The organism is Lysinibacillus sp. fls2-241-R2A-57 (assembly GCF_030209535.1).
Classification (GTDB): Bacteria; Bacillota; Bacilli; order Bacillales_A; family Planococcaceae; genus Lysinibacillus.
In genome coordinates this window covers 1-20645 of sequence record NZ_JARVRU010000058.1, presented here as the reverse complement: position 1 = coordinate 20645, position 20645 = coordinate 1, and the positions used below count along the sequence as shown (strand labels likewise).

Sequence of the window (20645 nt, the reverse complement as noted above, 5' to 3'; positions counted from 1 at the left end):
CCCGGCGTGCAATATGCAGTCTAATACACATATTTTGCTGAAGAGCTATAAAATGCTTTAGCTATTTCTCCACAATACGAAAGGAGTGTTCGTATGCAAGATGTTCAAATTAAGCATGAAGATTTAGGTTTATCAAATGAAGATGTCCTTGCAATGTTCGAAACGATGTTAATGGCAAGAAGACTAGATGAACGTATGTGGTTATTAAACCGTTCTGGTAAAATTCCATTTGTTATTTCTTGTCAGGGACAGGAGGCAGCACAAGTGGGAGCGGCATTTGCTCTTGATCATAACAAAGATTATATTGCACCTTACTATCGTGATATGGGTGTTGTTTTACATTTTGGAATGACACCAAGAGAATTGATGTTATCCGCGTTTGCCAAAGCAGAGGATCCAAACTCAGGTGGGCGACAAATGCCAGGTCATTTTGGACAAAAGAAAAATCGTATTTTAACAGGCTCTTCGCCAGTTACTACACAAGTTCCGCACGCGGTGGGGGTAGCTCTTGCAGGGCGTCTACAAAAAGAGGATTTTATTACTTTTGTTACGCTCGGTGAAGGTTCATCTAACCAGGGTGATTTTCATGAAGGTGCGAATTTTGCAGGAGTTCATAAGCTTCCAGTCATTATAATGGTAGAAAACAATCAATACGCAATTTCTGTGCCAGTTGAACGTCAATTAGGCTGTGCGAAAGTGTCAGATCGCGGTATTGGCTATGGTATGCCAGGTGTTACAGTTGATGGAAAATGTCCGTTACAGGTCTATAAGGTTGTGAAAGAAGCAGCTGATCGTGCACGTAGTGGTGAAGGTCCAAGTCTAATAGAAACAGTGACTTATCGCTTAACGGCTCATTCTTCGGATGATGATGATCGTCAATATCGAACTGCTGAGGATATAGCGGAAGGTAAGGCAAAGGATCCTGTGCTGTTATTTGAAAAGTATCTAATGGATGCTGGCGTGATGACAGAAAACCTACGTGCTGAAATCGAAGAGCGTGTCATGGCAGAGGTGAATGAAGCAACAGATTATGCAGAAGCTGCTCCGTATGCAATGCCAGAGCATGCTTTGAAATACGTATATGCACCAGTGGACGGAGGTGACGTGTAATGGCAGTGATGTCTTATATTGATGCGATTACATTAGCGATGAAGGAAGAGATGGAACGTGATGAGCGTGTTTTCATTTTAGGAGAGGACGTTGGTCGCAAAGGCGGGGTTTTCAAAGCAACAACAGGTCTTTATGAACAATTTGGTGAACATCGGGTACTTGATACGCCTCTTGCAGAGAGTGCCATTGCAGGTGTTGGTATTGGTGCTGCGATGTATGGTATGCGTCCAATTGCCGAGATGCAATTCGCTGATTTCATCATGCCTGCTGTTAACCAAATCGTTTCTGAGGCTGCAAAAATCCGCTATCGTTCGAATAATGACTGGTCTTGCCCAATGGTTATACGTGCACCTTTTGGCGGAGGTATACACGGAGCACTTTATCATTCGCAATCTGTAGAGGCACTTTTTGCAGGAACACCTGGATTGAAAATTGTTATTCCGTCCACGCCATATGATGCAAAAGGCTTGTTAAAAGCAGCAATCCGTGATGAGGATCCAGTACTATTTTTCGAACATAAACGTGCTTATCGACTCATAAAAGGTGAAGTGCCAACGGACGACTACACATTACCGATTGGGAAGGCAGATGTTAAGCGTGAAGGGGAAGACGTTACTGTCATTACGTATGGTTTAGCTGTCCATTTTGCATTACAAGCAGCTGAGCGCCTTGCGGCAGACGGTATTTCCGCTCATATTCTTGACCTTCGCACGGTATATCCACTCGATAAAGAGGCAATCATTGAGGCGGCGAGTAAAACAGGGAAAGTTTTACTAGTTACTGAGGATAATAAAGAGGGAAGCATTATGAGTGAGGTAGCAGCAATCATTGCAGAGCATTGTTTATTTGAACTCGATGCACCAATCCAACGCCTAGCAGGACCAGATGTTCCGGCAATGCCGTATGCACCGACGATGGAAAAGTATTTTATGATCAACCCTGAAAAAGTAGAACGTGCGATGCGAGAACTAGCTGCATTCTAATTTGTTGAAAAAAGTTAAACCCTCGGACAGATCAACAGATATTAACTTCTTTCAGCTAATGTAATTGTGGCGAAAGTTAAAATATGTGTGATTGTTTATCTACGCGTCAAAGCCTGATGCTTCATAGTGTCACAGTTATTTTAAGGCTCATCATCAAAAGATAGGGATGACATTTGTTACAACGTTATGTCCTGTATATAAGTTGATAGGAGTGAAGATTGGACGTCCCTAGTAAAGCGCTCAGTCGGAACGAAAAACCAACCCCTTTATGGTAATGAGTTTATTATGAATATGATAGTAAGTCGATAGATACAATTACACCTAGGCATACTTGATGGGAGGAATAGATGATGGCTATTCAAAATATTACAATGCCACAGCTCGGCGAAAGTGTAACAGAAGGTACGATTGAAAAATGGCTTGTCAAGCCAGGTGATACGGTAAAAAAATATGATCCACTAGCAGAAGTTGTAACAGATAAAGTAAATGCAGAAATCCCGTCTTCTTTTGAAGGAGTCATTACAGAGCTACTAGCAGAGGAAGGGCAAACATTACCCGTTGGAGCAGTCGTTTGTTGCGTTGAAATAGCAGGTGACAGCGAATTACCTCCTCCGCCTCCACCGAAAAAATCAGCGGTAAGTACAGCTATTTTAAATGCAGGTGTACAAAAGAAACAGGAGATTCCGCAGCCAACTACAGCTATAATAGCATCACAAAAAACGATTCGACAGGATAAAGTCCGTTATTCTCCAGCGGTTCTTCGACTTGCACAAGAGCATGATATTGCACTTGACCAAGTCACAGGAACTGGTGAAGGGGGACGCATTACAAGAAAAGACCTTATGAAATTGATTGAAACAGGAAATGTGCCAACTTCTCAGGTTGAAACACCGTCTGCTGTCAATACAGCCGTTCAACAGTCAGCATCTATTGTAGCACCTGCATCACAGGACAATGATACTCAACCTGCTACACCAGTACAATCTATTCAAGCAGGTGATGTTGAAATTCCAGTAACGAAGGTGCGTCGTGCTATCGCTAATAATATGGTACGAAGTGCTCAGGAAGTGCCACATGCATGGATGATGATGGAAGTAGATGTTACTGATTTAGTAGCATATCGTGATAGCATAAAGACAGAGTTTAAGCAAAAAGAAGGCTTTAATATTACGTATTTTGCTTTCTTTGTAAAAGCTGTCTCGCAAGCTCTTAAGGAATTCCCGATGATGAATTCTATGTGGGCAGAGGACAAAATCATTCAAAAGCATGACATAAATATTTCCATTGCAGTCGCGACAGAGGATGCCTTATTTGTCCCTGTTATAAAACACGCTGATGAAAAATCGATTAAAGGTATTGCTAAAGAAATTCATGAGCTTGCAATGAAAGTTCGTGCTGGGAAACTGACGATGGATGATATAAAAGGTGGTACATTTACGGTAAATAATACGGGTGCATTCGGCTCTGTTCAGTCGATGGGCATCATTAATTATCCACAAGCAGCAATTCTTCAAGTGGAAAGTATTGTAAAAAAACCGGTTGTTTTACCTGGTGGAATGTTCGCTGCACGAGATATTGTGAATTTATGTTTATCTTTAGATCATCGTGTTCTTGATGGACTTGTTTGTGGTAAATTCCTAAATAGGGTGAAAGAAATACTCGAAAATACAAATAAATCTTCAACGTCAGTCTACTGATGACTTGTCGGAAACCTGTTGTATAACGGTTTCCGAATTTTTTTTGCTTTTCCAGTTGCAATTTGTCATGTAGAATAACAAGTAGAAACTACTAAGGGGGGAAGCTGATTAAGCGTCCGCATGTCAAACAACATGAAAAATATTGAATTTGAAAAGCCGTCCTATTCAGAATGGCAAGATGCAGCAATCAAGGCTTTAAAAGGGAAACCATTCGAGTCTCTTTTAACGAAAACAAGTGAAGGTGTTACACTAGAACCACTTTACACTCAAGAAAGTTTAGTAGCAAAACTTGGTGAAGAACTTGATAAACAAGTTGCCACAATCCGTTCCCTACAAAATAATCAAGCATATCGAGTGGCACAACAAATATACGCTGATACAAGCGAAGCATTTTTTGCAAAGCTTGATGATAGCTTAGCTCGAGGCAATGAAGTAGTAACAATTGATAGCCGTGTAAATTTTGAATGGACTGAAGAAGTATTGGCACAATTAGCGAATTATTTCACAGAATATTCGTTTAAAATGTCGGTTGAAAATTCAAATGACCCATTATTAGCAGTATTCGACAAAATAACAGTTGATCAGCGAGAAAATGTAAAAGGTTTCATCGTATCGAAAAACCTAATCTCTTTAACTGATTTCCCGAGCGTGCGCTCAGTCGGCGCGGACACAACGGTTTATCATAATGAAGGAGCTAACGCTGTGCAAGAGTTAGCTTATGCACTTGCATTAGCGGCAAAATACGCAAATCAAGAAGAAAGCTTTGAAGCATTCGCGCAGAAATTTTATGTATCTTTTGCTATTGATACACAGTTCTTTACAGAGATTGCCAAACTTCGTGCTTTTAAAGTACTTTGGAAAGCGTTCTCATCCGCTTATGGAGTATCTGACAGCGTAAAAGTTCCAACTATTGCTGAGACGTCATTAAGAAGCTTTTCGAAGTTGGATGTTTATGTAAACTTATTACGTGCAGCAAATGAAGCGCTTTCGGGCTTAATCGGTGGTGCGGATGTCTTTACAGTTCACCCTCATGATGCATTAACGACACCAACAGATCAATCGGTTCGTATTGCACGGAATGTATCTTTAATCTTAAAAGAAGAAACAAATGTTTTAAAAGTTATAGACCCAGCTGGTGGCTCTTACTTTATTGAGTCATTAACAGCAGATTTTGTGAAAGAAGCTTGGGCATTGTTCTTAGAAATTGAAGCAGCTGGAGGCATCGACGCTTACACTGCATCAGGACAGCTTGCTGAGGAACTGGAAAAATCTTATCAAGCTCGTATTAAGGCGGCACAAACGCGTAAGCAATCATTAATCGGTACAAATATTTATGCCAACCCAGCAGATGTGTTTGAAAGCGCAACAAATCCAGCGTTTGCAGAGATTAAGCGAATTGCTATACCTTTCGAGCAATTACGTGCTGAAATGACAGCGGCAAATGTGAAAACAGGGATTTTAGCATTAGGTACACTAAAAAGCTCAAAACCACGTGCCGATTTCGTGTCAGGTTTCTTAAACACTGTAGGTCTAGTACCAGAAAAAAGTGAACCAGTTGCTACAGCTGAAGAAGCACTAGCTTGGATAAACTCTACTGAAGCTACATATGTGGTGATCGCAGGTAATGATGATGATACAAAAGAATTAGTACCGGCAATTTTAGCAGGTAAACCAGCTAACGTAATTGTTGACGTTGCAGGTAAATTTAAAGACGAAGAAGAAGCTTGGTTAGCAAATGGCTTAAACGGCTTTATTTTCGCAGGACAGAACATCATTGAAAAATTTAATTCAGTGTTCGCTAGCATGAAGGAGGTCCAACGATGAGCAAGCCAAATTTTAGTGCAGTTGAAATCGAAAAAGTATTAGCAGCTGAAGCACCTCAAGCGTCAGAAGAAAAATTCATGACAAATGAAGGTATCGAAATTAAAGATATTTATTCAAAAGAAGATATTAAAGATGCAAAACATTTAAATGATGTTGCAGGTATTGCGCCAAATACACGTGGTCCATACCCTACTATGTATGTAGCTCGTCCTTGGACAGTTCGTCAATATGCTGGTTTCTCAACAGCTGAAGAATCAAATGCATTCTACAAACGTAACTTAGCAATGGGTCAAAAAGGTCTTTCTGTTGCCTTTGACTTAGCAACTCACCGTGGCTATGACTCAGACCATCCACGTGTAACAGGGGATGTTGGTAAAGCTGGGGTTGCGATTGACTCAGTAGAAGATATGAAAATCTTATTTGACCAAATTCCTTTAGATCAAATGTCGGTTTCTATGACAATGAATGGTGCTGTATTACCAGTTCTTGCATTCTATATCGTTGCAGCTGAAGAGCAGGGAGTTACACCAGACAAGCTTGCTGGTACGATTCAAAACGATATTTTAAAAGAATACATGGTTCGTAACACATATATTTATCCGCCAGCAATGTCTATGAAAATTATTGCAGATATTTTTGAATTTACGGCGAAATATATGCCAAAATTTAACTCAATTTCGATCTCTGGTTACCATATTCAAGAAGCGGGGGCAACAAATGACATCGAGCTTGCTTACACATTAGCAGATGGTCTTGAATATGTTCGTACAGGGCTTAAAGCTGGAATCGATATTGATGCCTTTGCACCGCGTTTATCATTCTTCTGGGCAATCGGTATGAACTATTATATGGAAGTTGCAAAAATGCGTGCAGCACGCCGAATTTGGGCACAAATGATGTCAACGTTTAATCCAAAAAATCCTAAGACATTAGCACTTCGTACACACTCACAAACATCTGGCTGGTCTTTAACAGAGCAAGATCCATTTAACAATGTGACACGTACATTAATCGAAGCGAATGCGTCATCAATGGGGCATACGCAATCTCTTCATACAAATGCACTTGATGAAGCGATTGCTCTACCAACGGATTTCTCTGCACGTATTGCACGTAATACACAGCTATTCTTACAAGAAGAAACGGCAATGACGAAAGTAATTGATCCATGGGGCGGTTCATACTATGTGGAAAAATTGACAGACGAGATTACAAAATCTGCGTGGGCATTAATTGAAGAAATCGAAGAGCTTGGCGGTATGGCGAAAGCGATTGAAACAGGTCTTCCAAAAATGAAAGTCGAGGAAGCTGCGGCAAAACGTCAAGCGAAAATCGACTCTAAAACTGAAACAATCGTTGGTGTCAACAAATATCGTTTAGAAAAAGAAGAACCGATCGACATTCTTGACATTGATAATACACTAGTTCGTCAAAAGCAAATTGAACGTTTAGAAGCGATGAAGGCAGCTCGTGATGAAGCTGAAGTACAAAAACATCTAGCGCGATTAACGAAAGCGGCGCAAGATGGTGAAGAAAACTTATTAGCAATAGCAGTAGATGCTGCTCGTGCTCGTGCTTCATTAGGCGAAATTTCCGATGCAATTGAAGTTGTTTCTGGTCGTCATAAAGCGGTAATCCGTTCAATCTCTGGCGTGTACTCTGCAAACTTCTCAGATGAAGAGCAAATTACTGAAGTGAAACAAATGACAGAGGAGTTCCTTGAAAATGAAGGTCGTCGTCCACGTATTTTAGTAGCGAAAATGGGACAAGATGGACATGACCGTGGTGCGAAGGTCGTGGCAACGGGTTATGCTGACTTAGGATTTGACGTAGATATTTCACCGTTATTTATGACACCGGCTGAGGCAGCTCAAATGGCAGTGGAAAACGATGTTCATGTGATTGGCGTATCTTCATTAGCAGCTGGTCATAAAACTTTAGTTCCTGAATTAGTAGCAGAGCTAGAAAAACTAGGCCGCGAAGATATCATTATTATTGTTGGTGGTGTAATTCCAGCACAAGATTATGATTTCCTTTATAACGCTGGCGCAGTAGCGATTTTTGGACCTGGTACAGTTATTCCTGTATCAGCACAAAAGATTATTGAAGAGATTTACAAACGTTTAGGCTACGAGGAAGTGTCTGAATAATGGACAAAAACAAAGGAATGCCAGAAAGTGCGCTATTTGTTATGGACGGAGTAGAGGCAACTCACGACGGAATGCAATATGGTACACCGAAAAAATTCCGCAAGAAAAAAGCAGACAAACTAAACATACAGGAGCTTGCACGAGAAGTACGTGCAGGCTCTCGTACACACTTGTCAAAAGCTATTACACTCATTGAAAGTTCAAATGTAACGCATAAAGTGCAAGCACAAGAACTTCTACAAGAGCTTCTACCACATACAGGAAACAGTGTCCGTATTGGGATTACAGGCGTTCCTGGTGCGGGAAAGAGTTCGTTCATTGAGGCTTTCGGAACGATGCTTTGTGAGATGGGAAAAAAAGTGGCAGTCCTTGCGATTGATCCAAGCTCTTCTTTATCTGGAGGAAGCATTTTAGGCGATAAAACTCGAATGGAAGAGCTCGTGAAGAAGCCTAATGCATTTGTTCGTCCCTCTCCTTCAGCTGGTACCCTGGGGGGTGTTCATAAAAAGACACGTGAAACGATGCTTGTTTGTGAAGCAGCCGGCTATGATGTCATTTTAATAGAAACAGTCGGTGTTGGACAAAGTGAAACGTATGTCCGTGGTATGGTTGATTTCTTCTTACTGTTAGTTTTAACAGGTGCTGGAGACGAGCTCCAAGGCATGAAAAAGGGCATTATGGAGTTAGCGGATGCCATCGTTGTCCATAAGGCTGATGGCGATAATGTTCGTCTAGCAAAAAAAACGGTATCCGAATATAAGCAAATCTTACATTTCTTACAGCCTGCAACTCCAGGATGGATGTCGACAGCAATGCCAGTAAGTTCGTGGGAAAAACGTGGCCTCGACAAAGTATGGAGTACAATAGCGGAATTCAGACAAATCGTGGAAGGAAATAATTACTGGTTGATCAGACGCCAAAATCAGACAAAAGATTGGTTCCAATCGATGATTATTGACCAGTTAATTGATTCGTTTTATGGCAATCCGGAGCGTAAAGCACAAGTGCAACTTCTCGAACGTCAAATTTTAAATGGACAGTTGACAGTAACACAAGGTGTAGATCGTTTATTTGGCGATGAACAATCATAGCTACAATATGTTCATTTATATGAGCAAGTAGGTGCACAAATTCGTCACTAACTGCTATGATAGGAGATGTATGAGCGTCTAATATCGTCTAGGTTGACGCGAACTTGAAAGGGGCTAATCGCTATATGAATATGGATTACGATTTATTTATGCAAGAAATTTTAAAAACAGCTCGTGCGGAAATTGAGGCAGCTGGTTATGAACAGCTACGCACACCAGAAGCTGTTGAAGAGGCGTTTGCTCGTCCAGGTACAACATTAGTCATGGTAAACTCAGTATGCGGCTGTGCAGGGGGTATCGCACGTCCAGCAGCAGCACAATGCGTACATTATGATAAACGTCCAGACCATCTTGTAACGGTATTTGCTGGTCAAGATAAAGAAGCAACTGCAGCTGCACGTTATCACTTCGGTGAAGATCATTTACCATCTTCCCCATCATTTGTGTTATTAAAGGATGGACAAGTAGTAGCAGAAGTTGGACGCTATGAAATTGAGGGGCATGACCCAATGTCAGTAGTGACAAACCTACAAGCAAACTTCGAGGAATACTGCGACGAACTTTAATTTCAATCATTGAATTAAAAGTGAAGTTATTCTTTAGTAGAAAGCTCCGCGGGCTATAAAGCGTCTGCGGAGACTTCTTACTAACCACATTCTCCGTGGGTAGCTTTGGTATCTTTAGACGTAATTAAAGTGCATTTATAATTTTTGTAATATTGGCTAAATGAACGGCTGATAGTTTTCTTTGAAATGAGTAAAATAAATAGAATACTGAAGGATGGGAGGCAGTCGACTTGAAGAAATTTTCAATCGGCTATCGTACTTTAAAAACGGCATTTGGTGCAGCAATCGCTATTGCCATTGCCCAATATTTTGATTTAGCTTCTTATGCATCAGCTGGTATTCTAACAATATTATGTGTACAGCCAACGAAGAAAAAATCCATTCATGCAGCCTATACACGATTCGTCGCAAGTATGATCGGTATGCTTTATGCATTTTTGAGCTTTGAGCTATTTTCCTATCATCCGCTTACATTAGCAGGTATGCTTATCATTTTTATACCAACAATCGTGTCATTAAAAGTAGCGGATGGCTTTGTTTCTAGTGCGGTTATTATCATGCATATTTACGCTGCTAAAAGTTTTTCATTGGGACTTGTTTATAATGAATTCGCATTAATGGCAATTGGTTATGGGACGGGAATAGCTATAAATATGTATATGCCAGACATTCAAAAGGAATTAAATTACTATCGGGTTAAAATTGAAGAACTTTACAGTAAGATTTTTTTGGAAATTGCCAACTATTTAAGAGAAGGCGATACATTGTGGGATGGTCAGGAAATTATTGAAGCGATTAAAGCGTTGAATAGTGCGAAATCCCTAGCGTTTAAAGATGTTGAAAATCATTTTACGAGACGAAAAAATGACTATTACATGTATTTTGATATGCGTGAACAGCAGTTAGAAATTATTGATAGGGTACTACCGAAAATAACGGCACTTCCTGTTATAGTACAAGAGGCGATTATCGTTGCAGATTTTTTGCAAGACCTCGGTGAGCACGTTCATTCAGGAAATACGGCTAGTCATTTTAGAGAAAAGCTAGAGCAAGTAAAGCGAGATTTCGCCCAATTACCTTTACCGAAAAACCATGAACAATTTCTAGCACAAGCGGCACTTTATCAATTTATAGAGGAAATGGATCGCTATTTAGAAATTAAGCAGTCTTTTAAGGGTTTAAAGGTAAAGAAAGAGCGTCCGCAGTAATGCAGACGCCTCGCCTTTCTTTAGATTATCATTGATAAACCAAATGCTAGAGATGAGATTAACATAATCACAATCATAGTATAAACAACGATTTTTTGAAATTTTTTATTACTCATATGCTCGTTCGCTCCTTCTTTTCTTATAAATAGTTTAGCAAATCTGAAAAATTTCTCAAGTAGTAGAGTTTTGACAAAAAAGTCTGTAAAATAGATCATGTACCATAACAGAAGGAGATGTCACCATGGAGAAAGTAGATCATATTGGGATTGCAGTCCGCGATCTTGATGAACGCATTACATATTATACAGAAACTTTAGGTTTAAAGTTACTGAAAGTGGAAGAAGTAGAATCTCAACAGGTTCGTGTTGCATTCATTGATGCGGGTAACGTAAAAATTGAGTTATTAGAACCGATGAGTGAAAAAAGTACTATTCACGGATATATCGAAAAACGTGGAGAAGGTATTCACCATGTAGCTTTCGGTGTGACAGGAATTCGTGAGCGTATGGCAGAGCTTCGCGACAAAGGCGTACGTCTTTTATCTGAAGAACCAGGACCAGGTGCTGGTGGTGCTGAGGTTGCTTTCATGCATCCGAAATCATCTTTCGGTGTGTTATATGAATTATGTGATAAAAGTGGAAAAGGGGATAAGTGATCAGTATGGATATGTTCGACAAAATTAATGACTTGTATGACCGTAAGACGGTAATTGAACTTGGTGGTGGCTATGAGCGTATCGACAAGCAACATGAAAAAGGGAAATTAACAGCTCGTGAGCGTATTGAATTATTACTTGACGAAGATACATTTTTTGAGATCAACCCATTCATAACACACCGTACAGTAGACTTCGGTATGGACAAAATGGAAGGTCCTGGTGATGGTGTAGTAACTGGTTTCGGTAAAATCAACGGTCGTTCAGTATACTTATTCTCTCAAGATTTCACAGTATTTGGTGGAGCGCTTGGTGAAATGCATGCTAAGAAAATGGCAACAGTGATGGACCTAGCTGCGAAAAATGGTACACCATTCATCGGTATTAATGATTCAGGTGGTGCTCGTATTCAAGAAGGTGTACTTTCACTTGATGGTTATGGTCATATTTTCTATCGTAATGCAATCTACTCTGGGGTAATTCCTCAAATCTCAGTTATCATGGGACCATGTGCTGGTGGAGCGGTATATTCTCCAGCAATTACAGACTTCATTCTAATGGTTGATAAAACATCTCAAATGTTCATTACAGGACCTAAAGTTATCGAAACGGTAACAGGTGAAAAAATCTCTGCTGAAGATTTAGGTGGTTCTAAAGTAAACAACGCAGTTAGTGGTAACGCACACTTCCGCGCACCATCTGAAGAAGAAGCTATTAATCAAATTAAAAAGCTATTAAGCTACTTACCACAAAATAATAAAGAAAAAGCTCCGCGTCAAGCACGTCCAGAGGGCGATGATTATCGTCCAGAAATCGTGGATACGGTGCCAATCGAAACAACACGTCCTTATGATGTACGTAAAGTAGTGGAGCAAGTAGTGGACGAAGGTTCATTCATGGAAGTTCACTCAGAATTTGCTAAAAACGTAGTTGTTGGTTTTGCACGTATTGCTGGTGAATCTGTTGGTCTAGTATGTAACCAACCTAAAGTACTAGCTGGCGGGTTAGATATTGATTCTTCGGACAAGGCTGCTCGTTTCATCCGTACTTGTGATGCTTACAATATACCAATTATCACTTTTGAAGACGTTTCTGGCTTCTTCCCTGGGGTTAAACAAGAGCATGGCGGTATCATCCGTCACGGAGCGAAAATCCTTTATGCATACTCGGAAGCAACTGTACCAAAAATTACAGTCATTCTGCGTAAAGCATATGGTGGTGCATACGTTGCCCTTAACTCTAAATCAATTGGAGCTGACCTTGTATTTGCTTGGCCTAACGCAGAGATTGCGGTTATGGGAGCGGCAGGTGCAGCGAACATCATTTTCGCGCGTGAAATTGCAAAATCAGAAGATCCAGAAGCAACACGTGCTGCGAAAATTGAAGAATATAAAGAAAAGTTTGCAAATCCATACGTTGCGGCATCTCGCGGTATGGTAGACGATGTTATCGATCCACGTGATACACGTATTAAACTAATTCAAGGGCTAGATATGTTATCAAACAAACACGAAACACGTCCAGAGAAAAAACACGGAAACATTCCTCTATAAGAATTGTACAAGCCTAGTAGTCATTCGATTACTAGGCTTTCTTTTAGACTGAACTAATTTTAGATGATAAAAGAAATGACAGATAATTGAAACATATTTTTATTTCATCCGTACAAATAGTAAGAGGAGTTGAGGTAAATGGAATGGAAACAATTACAAAAAGAGCAAGAAATGATTCATGCACAATTAAGAACTATTAGTAGGTTAAGAGAACAAAGGCTTTTAATTGAAAAGCAAATCGAGCATGCGCAACAGGAAATTTACAAACATTCCAAAGCACACAATCAAATTCGTATGAAGCTCGATAAGTTAGAAGGCTTTTCTTTTATGAATATGATCCGTACGTGGACAGGGCAACAAGATGAGCTACGTGCAGAAGAAATAGACAGGGCAGCCGTGCTTGAATTAAAAATAAAGGAAGCAAAGAAGATGGATGTTGATTTGACGTATGATTTGGAGCAAATAAACACTAAACTTTCTCAAATACATGAACAAGAGTTGCAAGAAGCATTAAAACAACTCAATGTTAAAAAGAAAGGCTATTTACAAATACATAATCCTGATCAGGCAAATCAGCTAGATCAATTAGCTAATGAAGAAATGCTAACGAAACAACTTATTACAGAAATTAAGGAAGCTGAAGAAGCGGGAGAAACGGCGCTAACAAAGCTTGGACAAGCAGCAGCTTCGTTACATTCAGCTAATAGCTATTCAACGTGGGATACGTTCTTTGGTGGAGGGGTCATTGCTACACATTTAAAGCATGATGCACTTGATAAGTCCGAAAATTATCTTCATAATGCTCAAATTGCTTTGCAACGCTTTCATAACGAACTACTGGATGTACAAGATATGTCAACGAAATCATTACCAGTTGAAACAGATGGCTTTGTAAAATTTGCGGACTATTTCTTTGATGACATTTTTTCAGCTTGGTCTGTCCATTCCAAAATATCAACAGCGAGAGAGCAAGTATCTCGTGTTCAGGATGATGTACATAATACAATTTGGCATCTACAGGATAAACATAACAACGCAGATGATTATTTGCAGTCTCTACAAAAAGAGAAAGAAGCTATTTTTCAAACATCAATATAAAGTAACCTGTGAAAAGAATCTTCTTCTTTCACAGGTTTTTTTTGTTTCGCAATAAGAAAAGAGCAGCTCCTCGACACTAGCTCACAGAAAAAAGAGCAGCCTGAAACGGAAATCATTAATCAACCCTCATTTAAAGAAATACAACATTCACAAAGTTTTCTTTGAGCATTTTGTTTATCGTTATTCAAGCGAATTATTTCAACTCTGCAGATGTTGTGCTAAAATAATACATATACTATAACGTGGAAAAACACGTAAACTAAGGGAGTCTTACAACATGACAAGTCGTTTAGTAGAAGAGTTTTTTGAGCTCGTACAAATCGATTCAGAAACAAAACATGAACAAGTGATTGCGCCGATTTTAATCGACAAATTAACAGCACTTGGCTTTACAGTAGAACAAGATGATGCACATACTCGTAACGGGCATGGTGCAGGGAATATACTTGCTACATTAAAAGGTTCGTTAGATGTTGAACCAATTTATTTTACTTCTCATATGGATACAGTTGTTCCAGGTAAAGGTATTAAACCGTCTCTTCGTGAAGATGGCTATATCGTTTCTGATGGTACTACAATTTTAGGTGCTGATGACAAGGCTGGTCTTGCCACATTATTTGAGATGGCTAAACGCTTAAAAGAGCAAAATATTGAGCATGGAGATATTGAGTTTATTATTACAGCAGGTGAGGAAAGTGGACTTGTTGGAGCTAAAGAGTTAGATCCATCTAAAATTAAAGCAAAGTATGGCTTTGCAGTAGACAGTGATGGCAAAGTAGGCGGTATTGTAACAGCGGCGCCTTTCCAAGCTAAAATTTTCGCTAAAATAATTGGGAAAACAGCACATGCTGGTGTTGCTCCAGAAAAAGGTGTATCAGCGATTACAGTTGCTTCCAAATGTATTGCGCAAATGAAACTTGGTCGTTTGGATGAAGAAACTACAGCAAATATCGGTCGCTTTGAGGGTGGTCAGGCAACAAATATTGTATGTGATGAAGTAACAATACTAGCAGAAGCACGTTCTATCGACAAAACAAAACTAGATGCGCAAACTAAGCATATGCAAGAGACGTTTGAACAAGTTTCTGCTTCATTAGGGGCAAGAGCTGAAGTAGAAGTGAAGCTAATGTACCCTGGATTCCGTGTAACAGAAAAAGATAAAGTTGTTCAAGTGGCAATGGCAGCTGTAAACAACATTGAACGCACACCAAAGCTTGGTATTTCTGGCGGAGGTTCTGATGCGAATGTTATTGCTGGCTTTGGCATTCCTACAGTTAATCTTTCTGTTGGGTATGAGGATATTCATACAACAAATGAAAAAATTCCTGTAGAAGAATTGGAAAAATTAGCAGATTTACTTGTCGAAATCGTCAAAGAGTCTGCAAAAAAATAATAACAGAATCGGAGGATGTGATCGCATGGAAAGTGTGAAGGCAGTAGTTTTTGCTTGTGGTACAGAGGAATATGCAGTGCCTGTTGAACAAGCGATTTCGATTGAAAAGTTAGAGCACGTAACACCGATTCCTCATTTACCTAATTATCTTATGGGCTTCACAAGAATTCGTGGCGAGCTTATACCTGTACTTGATTTTGAGCGTATTCTTTATAATCGTTCTTCAAATGCTGCAACAGCAAGGATTATTGTATTGAATACGGATGTTGTGAATTACGGATTACTTGTCACCGAAGCTCGTGAAATTCTTGATTTTGATGAGTCCGTATTAAAGCAGATGGGGCTTGTCAATTATTCAAAAACACGCTACTTTACAGCTGTGGCAAATCTTGAAAATCGTATGATCACATATGTAGATCCGAAAATACTTGTGAATTCATTAGAGGGTATTCGTGAAATTATTAATTATTTGCACAAAATGCTTGAAAATGAAAAAGAAAACGTAGAGGCTTGAGTACTCTACGTTTTTTGCTGCTATAGTAAAAATAACCTGTGTTGTTATTGTTTTTTTTCGATAATTGTCTAGAGAATTATGCATTTTACCTACAGACATATTCGTTTTAACGTCGTACTATGTAAAGTAAGAAAACTACTGTAAAAGGCAAACTTCACCGAAAGGGAAGGACGCAAAGCCATGAGTCTAAACACTATATTTTATAGTGCATGATTGTCAGGTTGCCAGGTTCTGTTCTATGAGCCTCGGCACATAGAATGGAGATGTAATATATGGTAAGTCGTTCATTATCAAAAGCAATCATTGCTTTTATAGTAACAATTGTAAGTACGCTCGGATTAACAGCAGGAAAGGTAGAGGCAATGGCCATGCAAGATAAGGCTACTTGGTTATGGGATACGATAAAAATTGTTGAAGATGAATCAGGCGTACTCTCATTTTTAGAAAGCAAAGATGTAAATAAAGTATATTTGCAGATTAATACTGATATAGCAATTGACTATTATAAAAGCTTTATTGAAAAAGCAACAGCACAAGGTATTAAAGTATATGCGTTAGATGGTGCTGCAAGCTGGGTTTCAGAGGATGGCTATAAAATGCAGGATCAAATGTTTGATTGGTTATATACATATAATGGGAATGTAGGGGCAACAGAACAATTTTCTGGAGTCCATCTTGATGTAGAGCCCTACTTAAATAGTGGTTGGAGCTTGAATCAAGAAAATACAATTGAGTCCTATCAAACGCTTCTTACTAAAGCGAAAGAGGGGACTGAGCAATTACAAATACCTTTGGAAGTCGATATGCCATTTTGGTTTGATGAGATTGCCTATAGCAACCAGTATGGCAATGGTATTTTAGCTGAATGGGTTATCGATCAAGTTGATAGTGTCTCGATTATGGCCTATCGAGATACAGCTAAAGACATTATCAAAATAGTGGAAAATGAAATAGAGTATGCACAAAAAGTAAACAAATCAGTTGTTATTGGCGTAGAAACAGGTGCCTCTGATGAAGGGAAAAATATTACCTTTTATGATAATGGAGAAGCCTATATGAATAAACAACTAGCACGTGTTCATCAGCATTATGCCAATAAAACAAGCTATAGTGGTTTGGCTATTCACCATGTTGATAGTTGGATGAATATGCAGCGGTAAAAAATCCTCTCTCTACTCTGTATAATTAAAGACGAGTGAATGTATTATAAATCAGTAATATTATTAGGTTATCTTTAATGTCATACATTATATTAAATAATAGGTACATCACTTATATAGTGGTGTGCTTTTTTGTTTATTAGACTTTTTAATGATACTATCGACCACCTCAATAATCATTATAATGAAATGAAAATATTTGTAGCTTTTAAAAAAAAATGACTCATCACCATAACGTGTGGTTGATTTCCGTTCCAAACTGGGCGCTTTTGTCGCTGCCGCTTCGCTTTCGCGCAGATAAAACATTTGTCGCTGCCGCTTCGCTTTCGCGCAGAGCAAAGCTTTCTGGGGGTGTCCGATGAACCGCTTCACTCGCGTTGCTTGCTCCAGGGTCTCATCTGTGATCCCCAAGGAGTCGCCAGCCGGAACGAAGATCAACAATATACAGGGCATATATTTAAAAAATGTCTTCCACAACTTTTGTTGATGATCAAAAAATGGATCGTTTATAATCAAGATTGATAATTTGCAATAAAGTTTGATAAAAATCACCTCTAGAGTTGTTTTCTAAGAAGTGATTTTTTATTGGATATTTATGTTAAAATGAAGAAATGTACTTAAACAAACGGTGTAGGTTACTTTAAGATGGATTGATAATTTTTTTCTAATTGGGAAAATTAATTAGAAAAGAGGTGAATTTATCTTGAAAGAACTGTATGTACTGATTTTAGTCATATCATTAGTGGCTTTGAGTTCTTTTGAAGCTTATGCACAACCTAAAGAATGCTCAGAGTTAAATGGGCTTCAAGAAACACTGTTAAATGATAAAAAAGTAGTGTTAGAAGCCTTAAAAACATTAAATCCCAAAACTTCCGTGGTCGGAGATTATCCTAATGTATATTCAGAACGGAATGGATTCACAGCAGTACCTTTTCCAATGACGGTTGGTAAGAAAGAAGAGGTTCTTGGAAAATTGATTGCTCGTGAAGGAATCGTTTCAGATGGTGAAATTACGTTAAAAGAAGCGATTGACATTGGATTCCAGAGAGCGAAAGAATGGAATGTAAAAGCAACACTTACAAGTATAAACAGTGTGGATGAAACGATGGGAGGCTCGAGGGGAGGAACAGGTAAACGCTTAAATTGGTTTATGATTTTTGTGGTTCCGGGTACAGATGATTTTGTACTAATTGGTATCTCAGAAAAGAAAATTACCGTGTTTAGACCGAGTAAGCAAACTCAGGATCCAACAATACCCTACGATGAGATTAAGTTGGATAGCTCTGATGTTCTTCAAATAGCAAAAGATAAATACGGACTAAAACCAGGAAAAGATTGGGCAACAGGATATCATTTTACACTTGATAGTATTGATGGTATGCCTATTCTAACAGTGATTGGAAATGATCGAGATAACCGTTTTACTCGAATTTCATTCAATGCCCAAAATGGAGATGTGGTTAGTGCCATTCATAAATTACCATACGGTGGAGGATTAATATCCAAACGTATCGGCATCGATAATATAACAAAAAAAGGGATGGCGATTACAGGGGTTGTCGCAGGAAATAACAATTTAGTGGTATGGGGAGACAAAAAGCCAACACAATTTAGTACAACCAAGCAACCTTTTATTGAATGGAGCCGTAACAATGGAGAAACATGGACAGAACTCCATGCTAATAATTATGTAACACACGCGTGGTTTGATATGAATGATCAATTATATGTAGCTACGGAAAAAGAATTATGGGTAGGTAATACATCAAAAAGTAAAGGAACCAAAATTCTTTCATTAGACCACACAATTGAGAACGTCGATTATTCAATCAACAACCATATTGCTGTGCTATCAAATGGAAAGGTTTACTATACGACCAATCAAGGGGAGAGTTGGGAAAAAGCAATTGTTCCTAAACCATTTTATGTGGTTCAAATATCGGATAATGGTGACTTAATAGGACTCACAGAAGAAAGGAAAATTCTTCGAAAGACAAATGATGAGTGGAACGAAATAACAATGCCGAATAGTAATGATGAACCTCTAGATATGAAAGTGATTAATAATAGGCTATTTATTACCACACAAAGTGGAATTTGGATCCGAGATCTTCAAGAGGGACCATGGAGAAAAATTAAAGTTGATGAAGAGGTAGTTAAACTTATTAAAAAAGGAGAGAAACTATTCGGATATACACATAGAGGTGAAGCTATTTATTCCATCAACACAAAAGATGAAAGAAGACCTGAAAAGGTGTTTGATACGGTTGATTTCATCGTTTCGGATGTGGATATCATGGGAGATACGTTATGGATTGCAACTATACCAAATTATTCGTGGGAAGAAATGACGATTCCTCAGAGATGATAAAAATTTGAAGTGTATATCCATGAGAAAGATATATTGTGGAACTTTAAACTAACAGGTGCTTTACTTCAATAAGGAGTAGAGCCTTTTTCTACTTAAACGAAAGGTACCGGCTTTTGCAAAATGCTTAAACTAAGCACTTGAAAAGTATATTATGTGGTAGAAAATCAGATTACCGTTTCGCATGCTAGGGATAAAATTATTGAAAAAATGAAAGAAATAGCATCAGAATTAGATGCAAAGGTACAAGGTGATGATGGAGAATTGTATTAAACAATTACAACAAGGCGATTACAAGTTAATGGACTCTATCATCCATTAATAATATGTGAAAAAATAGTGATTAAACAACAAAGGATTGCTTCTATAGCAATCCTTTGTTGTTTAATCGGGCGCTTCCGATGGGGAACCCTTTAGCGTATATTCATAATTTCCTTTTCAAAAATGACTGGATAAACTCAATATCTTCTTTTGTTATGTCTTCAATCTCATCAATCGACTGAATTATTTTCAAGACTTGCTTATCTCGAGATTCTTTAGGTTTATTACTAAAATAATTAGTAAGTGCAGATGTGAATATACCGATAATCCCAATCCCTACCATTAGTAATACTGCAGCCATTAAACGACCTAATCCGGTAACAGGCGCAATATCTCCATATCCAACTGTAGTTATTGTAATCAAACCCCACCACAACGCTTCAGTGTAAGTTTCAATCGCTGGTTCAACTATAGCAATCGGTATTGGTATGACAAATAACATTGCGACACCAAACTTGAAAGCTTTGTCTAATCCATTCGTTTTTAACACCGCATAAAAAGGTTTTAAATAACGAGAACTGATACCAAGCAATTGAAGAACTTTAAATATACGGACGAGTCTAGCTGCTCTTAAAAGGGAATCGAAAGGAATTATAGCTACTAACTCTAAGGGATGTTTCTTTACATAGTCCCACTTGTGTTCTGCTCGTGCAAAACGAACAATGTAATCCACTACGAATATGAGCCAAATAGTTTGTTGAAACATCACCAATCGTTTATCAACCATGAGAGCAAGGGTTACTGAGATAAGGATTAAAACAATCATAAAAATTTCATATGTAATTACAAGCTTTTTCACTAAATCGACCGCCTATATCAAATAGTTTAATAGTCATATATATTCATATTATACTTCTAAATTTATATCCCTGCCAATTTCCATCTTTAAGACTTAGAATGTAAGCCCGAATTCAAAAAAATATGCGCACCTCACGGTACGCACGACAAATGGCC

At 38.6% G+C, this 20645-nt stretch carries 18 protein-coding genes and 1 riboswitch; of the genes, 15 read left to right on the top strand and 3 right to left on the bottom strand.

Annotation, left to right across the window (positions count from 1 at the left end; all coding sequences use genetic code 11):
• Positions 1 to 93: 93 nt before the first annotated feature.
• The 8 genes from QRN68_RS12010 (at position 94) to QRN68_RS11975 (ending at position 10629) form a co-directional block, all read left to right on the top strand.
• On the top strand, positions 94 to 1110 hold the full coding sequence (locus tag QRN68_RS12010) for a thiamine pyrophosphate-dependent dehydrogenase E1 component subunit alpha (RefSeq protein ID WP_285397120.1): 1017 nt from the start codon (positions 94 to 96) through the stop codon (positions 1108 to 1110).
• Complete coding sequence (locus tag QRN68_RS12005; protein WP_285397119.1) at positions 1110 to 2093, top strand: alpha-ketoacid dehydrogenase subunit beta; 984 nt, start codon at positions 1110 to 1112, stop codon at positions 2091 to 2093. Before QRN68_RS12010 ends, QRN68_RS12005 begins: the two co-directional genes overlap by 1 nt.
• A 350-nt stretch (positions 2094 to 2443) precedes the next feature.
• Positions 2444 to 3790, top strand: coding sequence for a dihydrolipoamide acetyltransferase family protein (locus QRN68_RS12000; RefSeq protein ID WP_285397118.1), 1347 nt, complete (start codon positions 2444 to 2446; stop codon positions 3788 to 3790).
• Positions 3791 to 3922: 132 nt separating this feature from the next.
• Positions 3923 to 5614 (top strand): methylmalonyl-CoA mutase family protein, encoded by a 1692-nt coding sequence (locus QRN68_RS11995; protein ID WP_350224350.1) that lies wholly within the window; start codon positions 3923 to 3925, stop codon positions 5612 to 5614.
• Positions 5611 to 7764 carry a methylmalonyl-CoA mutase gene (scpA, locus tag QRN68_RS11990; protein WP_285397116.1) on the top strand — a complete coding sequence of 718 codons (2154 nt, stop codon included), beginning with the start codon at positions 5611 to 5613 and terminating at the stop codon, positions 7762 to 7764. The genes QRN68_RS11995 and scpA overlap by 4 nt, the downstream gene beginning before the upstream one ends.
• A complete protein-coding gene (meaB, locus tag QRN68_RS11985) occupies positions 7764 to 8855 on the top strand; it encodes a methylmalonyl Co-A mutase-associated GTPase MeaB (RefSeq protein ID WP_285397115.1) in 1092 nt (363 codons plus the stop codon). The genes scpA and meaB overlap by 1 nt, the downstream gene beginning before the upstream one ends.
• A gap of 125 nt (positions 8856 to 8980) precedes the next feature.
• Positions 8981 to 9421 (top strand): BrxA/BrxB family bacilliredoxin, encoded by a 441-nt coding sequence (locus QRN68_RS11980; RefSeq protein WP_285397113.1) that lies wholly within the window; start codon positions 8981 to 8983, stop codon positions 9419 to 9421.
• Positions 9422 to 9651: 230 nt separating this feature from the next.
• Complete coding sequence (locus QRN68_RS11975; protein WP_285397112.1) at positions 9652 to 10629, top strand: aromatic acid exporter family protein; 978 nt, start codon at positions 9652 to 9654, stop codon at positions 10627 to 10629.
• 20 nt (positions 10630 to 10649) lie between these two features.
• Here QRN68_RS11975 and prli42 read toward each other — a convergent pair whose 3' ends face one another.
• Entirely contained in the window at positions 10650 to 10745 is a 96-nt protein-coding gene (gene prli42, locus QRN68_RS11970) for a stressosome-associated protein Prli42 (RefSeq protein WP_285397111.1), read from the bottom strand.
• Positions 10746 to 10870: 125 nt separating this feature from the next.
• Here prli42 and mce point away from each other — a divergent pair, with 125 nt between their 5' ends.
• The 6 genes from mce to QRN68_RS11940 all read left to right on the top strand — a co-directional run bounded on the left by mce (position 10871) and on the right by QRN68_RS11940 (position 17002).
• Complete coding sequence (gene mce, locus QRN68_RS11965) at positions 10871 to 11284, top strand: methylmalonyl-CoA epimerase (RefSeq protein ID WP_285397110.1); 414 nt, start codon at positions 10871 to 10873, stop codon at positions 11282 to 11284.
• 5 nt (positions 11285 to 11289) lie between these two features.
• On the top strand, positions 11290 to 12837 hold the full coding sequence (locus QRN68_RS11960) for an acyl-CoA carboxylase subunit beta (protein ID WP_285397109.1): 1548 nt from the start codon (positions 11290 to 11292) through the stop codon (positions 12835 to 12837).
• A gap of 138 nt (positions 12838 to 12975) precedes the next feature.
• The gene (locus QRN68_RS11955) at positions 12976 to 13935 is read left to right on the top strand and encodes a hypothetical protein (protein ID WP_285397108.1); all 960 of its coding nucleotides are present in this window, start codon (positions 12976 to 12978) and stop codon (positions 13933 to 13935) included.
• 277 nt (positions 13936 to 14212) lie between these two features.
• The gene (locus QRN68_RS11950) at positions 14213 to 15328 is read left to right on the top strand and encodes a M20/M25/M40 family metallo-hydrolase (RefSeq protein ID WP_285397107.1); all 1116 of its coding nucleotides are present in this window, start codon (positions 14213 to 14215) and stop codon (positions 15326 to 15328) included.
• 25 nt (positions 15329 to 15353) lie between these two features.
• A complete protein-coding gene (locus QRN68_RS11945) occupies positions 15354 to 15842 on the top strand; it encodes a chemotaxis protein CheW (protein WP_285397106.1) in 489 nt (162 codons plus the stop codon).
• A gap of 136 nt (positions 15843 to 15978) precedes the next feature.
• A riboswitch (cyclic di-GMP riboswitch) is annotated at positions 15979 to 16071 on the top strand.
• Between the two features lie 43 nt (positions 16072 to 16114).
• Positions 16115 to 17002: an amidase gene (locus QRN68_RS11940; RefSeq protein ID WP_285397105.1), complete on the top strand. Its 888-nt coding sequence runs from the start codon at positions 16115 to 16117 to the stop codon at positions 17000 to 17002.
• A 108-nt stretch (positions 17003 to 17110) separates the two neighbouring features.
• Here the strand turns inward: QRN68_RS11940 and QRN68_RS11935 are convergent, their stop codons facing one another.
• Positions 17111 to 17413, bottom strand: a complete 303-nt coding sequence (locus tag QRN68_RS11935; RefSeq protein WP_285397104.1) for a hypothetical protein — start codon at positions 17411 to 17413, stop codon at positions 17111 to 17113.
• Positions 17414 to 17705: 292 nt separating this feature from the next.
• Here QRN68_RS11935 and QRN68_RS11930 point away from each other — a divergent pair, with 292 nt between their 5' ends.
• Entirely contained in the window at positions 17706 to 19370 is a 1665-nt protein-coding gene (locus QRN68_RS11930) for a beta propeller repeat protein (RefSeq protein ID WP_285397103.1), read from the top strand.
• 424 nt (positions 19371 to 19794) lie between these two features.
• On the opposite strand, the gene QRN68_RS11925 is transcribed toward QRN68_RS11930, so the two are convergent.
• Positions 19795 to 20490, bottom strand: a complete 696-nt coding sequence (locus tag QRN68_RS11925) for a potassium channel family protein (protein WP_285397102.1) — start codon at positions 20488 to 20490, stop codon at positions 19795 to 19797.
• Positions 20491 to 20645 lie beyond the last annotated feature (155 nt).